At 24.6% G+C, this 4278-nt stretch carries 4 protein-coding genes; 2 read left to right on the top strand and 2 right to left on the bottom strand.

Translation table 11 applies throughout. The annotated features are described in order from the left end of the window. The first annotated feature begins 274 nt into the window (after positions 1 to 274). Entirely contained in the window at positions 275 to 1198 is a 924-nt protein-coding gene (locus ACRDDY_RS14970; RefSeq protein WP_438565742.1) for a hypothetical protein, read from the top strand. Further along, positions 1198 to 2094, top strand: a complete 897-nt coding sequence (locus ACRDDY_RS14965; protein ID WP_438565741.1) for a hypothetical protein — start codon at positions 1198 to 1200, stop codon at positions 2092 to 2094. The genes ACRDDY_RS14970 and ACRDDY_RS14965 overlap by 1 nt, the downstream gene beginning before the upstream one ends. A gap of 332 nt (positions 2095 to 2426) precedes the next feature. Here ACRDDY_RS14965 and ACRDDY_RS14960 read toward each other — a convergent pair whose 3' ends face one another. Together ACRDDY_RS14960 and ACRDDY_RS14955 are read right to left on the bottom strand one after the other, a co-directional pair. Continuing rightward, on the bottom strand, positions 2427 to 2588 hold the full coding sequence (locus ACRDDY_RS14960) for a hypothetical protein (protein ID WP_438565740.1): 162 nt from the start codon (positions 2586 to 2588) through the stop codon (positions 2427 to 2429). 26 nt (positions 2589 to 2614) lie between these two features. Further along, positions 2615 to 3244 carry a replication/maintenance protein RepL gene (locus ACRDDY_RS14955; protein ID WP_438565739.1) on the bottom strand — a complete coding sequence of 210 codons (630 nt, stop codon included), beginning with the start codon at positions 3242 to 3244 and terminating at the stop codon, positions 2615 to 2617. Positions 3245 to 4278 lie beyond the last annotated feature (1034 nt).

Raw genomic sequence — 4278 nt, 5'->3', positions numbered from 1 at the left:
AAACTATAAAATCTATCTAAAGCCTTATTATAATTAAAATATGAGTAATCTTTTTTGAAAGTGTTTCCCTAAAAAAATTAGGTTTATAAGGAAAAAAATATGACTATTACCTGTCATATTCAAAAAAAATAAATTGGTTAAGTTCTGACTTTATCAAAATTGAATATTTAAGTCCAAAAAGCAAAAACGTTAATTAAAATATTAGCGTTATTAGTAATATATAAAAAATAATGTTAACGTTTACAATAAGTATTAGAAAATTGGAGGTAATAAAATGGCACGTAATAGAGTAAAGTTAGGTTCAATGGCTAAACAAATTCAGGACAGATTGGATAGTAAAATAGCTATGGGTGAGAGTAAACATAAAGCTAAAAAAGATGGTACAGCCAATAAAAAAATATTTGCTTGGGATACCTACAAAAATTATATGAAGCATACACATTATTTTACGGATTATTGCAAAAAAAAATATGATGTAAAAACATTAGATGAATGTAAAAAATATGTTCCTGAATATTTACAAAATTGTATAGATAGAGGATTAACAGCGTCTACACAAAAGGCATATGCAAGTGCATTAGCTAAAATTTATGGTTGTAAAACTACGGATTTTGGTATTAAAACTAATGTAAGGCATAGAGTTGATATAACTAGGAGCAGAGGTCCTAAAGATAGAGATAAACATTTTTCAGAAGTGAAAAATAAAGAATTAGTAGAATTCTGTAAATCAACAGGACTTAGAAGAAATGAACTTAAATATATAACTGGAGATAAATTATATAAAAATAATGAAGGCAAATATATGATTAATGTGACAATTGGAACAAAAGGTGGGAGAGAAAGAGATGTACCAGTAATCGGTAATATAGAAAATGTTGTTAAATTAATGAATAGTGCTGGTAGTAATAGAGTATTTAATAAAATATCAACCGCAGCAGATATTCATTCCTATCGTTCTAATTACGCTACAAGCTATTATAAGAGCATTGCAAGGGATATTAAAGATATTCCATTTGATAAGGTTAATAAAGGTACAGGACACGCTTATCAATCGGCTGTTTACGTATGTAAAGCTGATATGAAGGGTATAAAATTTGATAAAGTAGCAATGGCAGAGGTTAGTAAAGCATTAGGACATAATAGAATATCTGTTATAGCAGGGCATTATTTAAGAGATATAGAAGAGGTTGAGGAATAATGAAATATGTAAGATCAATTGAACAATTTAGTTTATTAAAGGGAAATCATTTGCAATATAAGTATTTTGATACATTAGAGAAACGTGATGATTTTAATAACTATTCAGAATTTAGAAACTCTGGAGGTGAAAATTTATATCTTTATACAGAAGATGAACATGAATATGCTAAGCATTTAGAAAGTATTATTTCAGATTTAAAAGAAAAAAATGCAAAAATGTATACACTTGAAGCAATAAATGAAATTTATAAAGAAAAATTAAAACCTTTAAATAATAAAATTAAAGAATTAGAAAGTAAACAAGAAAATTTTGAAATAGAGAAATTTGAAAATTTAAAAATGAAAAATAATGAATTAATTAATCGGTTGAATCAAGCTAATAAAAATATAATAAATTTAAGAGAAAATATAGAAGTTGAGAAAGCTAAAAATAATAATTTAATGCGAATTATGAAGGAAAGATCTAATGCTAAAAGAGGTTTAAAACCTAAAAAAGAGCATGCTGGATACCTTCCAATATTTAATAAAGAAACTGTCTTTGCTTTTAAATATAAAGAAAGAAATATGATTAAATCTATAAATTATAATGTATGGAGATTAAAACTACAAACACCATATTCAATTAAATTAGAGTTAAATTATATTAAAAATGATATTGAAGACTATTTTTTGCATTCAGATAATAATTTTAGGTTTAATTATATATCAAGATTTGATTTTAAATCTATTATAGAACAAGAAAATAAAGAGGATATAAAAAGATTTAAAGATATTATGGAAGAGAAAAAAATAGCTATTTTTAAAATAGAACATGAAGCTAATTTTAGGAGTGGTTTATGGGAAATTAGTTTTTTATCCAATAAAGAAATTAAAATTGATGAAAGTTTAAAATAATACAATGTAATACAACTAAATACGCTGTATTGTATTATATATACTAAAAAATAAACTGGATTCATAAATATTAATGAACGTAATTGATAAATAAAATTAAATTAGCTATAATAAAATAAAGAAGAAAAAGAAGAGATTGCAGCAAACAACCTCTTCATCAAATTTTTATTCTTTTTTTGTGGCATAAGCCATAATTTTAATTTAATTTTTTATTTTTTAATTTAAACTTTAGATTCTTTCTAAAGTTTTTTTTATTTTCATCAGTTTTTTTATTTTCATTTATCCTTAGTTTACTAACTAAACTATATTTTTATTATTTTAATCTTCTGTGATTACATTATTTTTTTCTTCATTTCAGTAATTATTTCGTCCAAAAAAGTTAGTTTTTCTATAAGATCTCTGCGTTCATCATAATTTTTTTTATTATCTAATTTATCAATTTTGTTATTTAATTCTTGCATTTTAATCTCTAAAAAATCAATTCCTTCCTGCATTTGGTGTACCTCCTTTTTCTTTTATTTTACTTTATTAATCTAATATTATGTTCTTTTAATATTTCACCAGTAGCTTCATCTATTTTTATTACTTCACCAGTTTTTGTATCTACTATTTCATTATTTTCGTTTCTAATATAATTTTCTAATAAATTTCCATTATTATCATATACATTAAATTCTAAATGTGGAGTAAATGTATTAGTTTTTTCATTAAAATCTAAAGTTGCACGAATCGCTTTAATATCTGCCCAAGCACCTTTTCCAAAGTAGTATGGATTTAAAATATAAGCACCACGACCTTTTCTTAAAATAAGATTTCCTTTATATAAACTATCAATTGCTTTTTCAACCATTTTGATACTTTTATATCCTAGATTTTCTTTAATTAATTCTTTAGTAAACTTGTTTAAAAAGATCATCATGCCACCAGTTTCATTGTCTGCATAAGTTGCTAATTTACAAATTTCAGAAAGAATAGGAGAAATTTTTAAACTAACTGCTTTATGAACGAGAATATGATCTAAATATAATTTTACAAAATCAGGTTCATCACGAGGAATGTATTGTTCCACTTGTTTTACAAATTCATCAACATTACCATTTGAATCAACTCTAGTTTCAATAACTTCTTTTATAATTTTTCTTGATTTCAAAAATAAAACCTCCTTTAAATTAGTACAATTAATTTTAACATAATAATACAAACTATACTACTAAAAATTAGTATATAAAACTTATTTTATTAATATTATTATACTAATTTTAAATAGTATAAGTTCAATAATATAGTTATACTACTAAAAAATAGTATAATATTCCGACTTTAGGGGGGTAATATTCCGATTTCAGGGGGGTAACATTCCGATTTCAGGGGGGTAAGAAAATCTGTTAAGCCTCTAAATAAGCTATTTATTTAAAAATCTCCTTCTTATTCTTTTAATGCGGTTTTTAAATAAGGATTTTTTAAAGTGGATTTTTAAAGAAAATAATGCGAAGCATATTATTTTCTTTTTGTTAGCAAAGCTAACTAGAAAGCGAAGGATTTACCTTCTTACTTTCTAATGGGAGGCAACCTCCCAAACCCTCGGTAGCGGTCGTACCTCCCTTTATCTGCGATGCTTGTTTAATTAAAGCTATTGGAGGGTGTGGGGAGTAAGCCCCCAACCCCTTCACCCGATTTAATATTTTCACTTTCATAAGCTTATTGGAACAAAAGCTGTTTAGGGAAGGAAGATTTACTTTCTTAAAATTTTAGTTTATATATAAAAATCTTAAATTTCGCAAGACTGGGACGAGTGATTTTTGAGTGTTAAAACTTTAAGGGAGCCAGGAGGCGACCGAAAAGTTTTATAAACGATAAAATTGGGAGGAGTAGGCTAAGAAATTGTTAGATTTTTTATAAACTAATAATTTTTCATAAACATAAATTTTTTAATATGATCCAGTTTCTGAAAATCACAGAAAAAAGAATTTTTAAAAAAACTAAAATTAAAGTTTATTCTAAAAATACATACGGTTACTCGTATATTTTCGTAGAAAATGTATTAGTAAACGGTTATGTATAGACATTACCAATATTTTTATGTTAAAATGTATCTGTAAAGCAATTTAAAAAATTATTAAAATAATTTAAAAAACTAAATTTTATAATTAAAAAAACAAAATCTTAATTAAATAACAATAATAA

The sequence above is a fragment of the Clostridium sp. genome, from assembly GCF_051656525.1.
GTDB lineage: Bacteria > Bacillota > Clostridia > Clostridiales > Clostridiaceae > Clostridium.
The sequence above is the reverse complement of the archived record's forward strand: the minus strand, read 5'-3'. Positions and strand labels throughout refer to the sequence as shown.

Bases quoted from the DNA above. Each gene is read 5' to 3' on its own strand.
- ACRDDY_RS14965 (WP_438565741.1), top strand. From the start codon at position 1,198: ATGAAATATGTAAGATCAATTGAACAATTTAGTTTATTAAAGGGAAAT.
- ACRDDY_RS14970 (WP_438565742.1), top strand. From the start codon at position 275: ATGGCACGTAATAGAGTAAAGTTAGGTTCAATGGCTAAACAAATTCAG.
- ACRDDY_RS14960 (WP_438565740.1), bottom strand. From the start codon at position 2,588: ATGCAGGAAGGAATTGATTTTTTAGAGATTAAAATGCAAGAATTAAAT.